This is a genomic window from Salinisphaera sp. SWV1 (assembly GCF_052044155.1).
Classification (GTDB): domain Bacteria; phylum Pseudomonadota; class Gammaproteobacteria; order Nevskiales; family Salinisphaeraceae; genus Salinisphaera.
Genome location: NZ_JBQDYE010000132.1, coordinates 1 through 643 on the forward strand (window position 1 = coordinate 1; position 643 = coordinate 643).

General features: G+C 52.9%; 1 pseudogene. It reads right to left on the reverse strand.

Annotation, left to right across the window (positions count from 1 at the left end):
• Nucleotides 1–643, reverse strand: a pseudogene (locus ACS8YF_RS19815) (putative selenate reductase subunit YgfK); the annotation flags it as partial.

A 643-nucleotide genomic window follows, 5' to 3' on the forward strand; every position in this document is an offset into this window, starting at 1 on the left:
CTTGATAGCGCAGGCAGTAACACAGGGGGCAACGTAGCAGTCGGTCAGCGGCAGGTCTTCTGCCACTTCAATACGCTCTTCTGGCTTCCAGTGTTTCTGGGTGTATTCCATGGTTAGCGCGTCTGCTGCCAGTCTGTTCAGTCGTTCGACGTCAACATGGTCAAGTCCCCAGGCGTCGGAGCCTTCCAGCTCGCGCATGCAGGCACTTAAGCGCAGATAGCCACCAGGTTTCAGCAGGTCGGTTGCCATCGTGATAGGGCGAATACCAGTATCAAAAATATCGCGGATAGTCAGCTGACTGGCGCCACCGGAATAAGAAATGGTCAGTTTGCCGTCAAAGGCGCGTGAGAGAACTGCTGCAACATTGATGGAGAGCGGGAACAGCGCACGGCCTGACATATACATCTCTTCACCGGGCAGTGCGCCTTTATTGTTGATGGTACCGAGAGTGTTAGTCAGTTTTACGCCAAAGCCGAGTGATTTTTCTTTTGCCAGTGCCATCAGGCGTTCCAGCATTTCCAGCGCTTGCGTCAGCTTGAGGTCGTGATCAAATGACTCTTCTTTTAAGCCTATGTAACCGAAACCGCAGACATCGAGGATCTCACGAACACGCGCGTACCCCAGTAAGGTTGGGCTAAGTTTA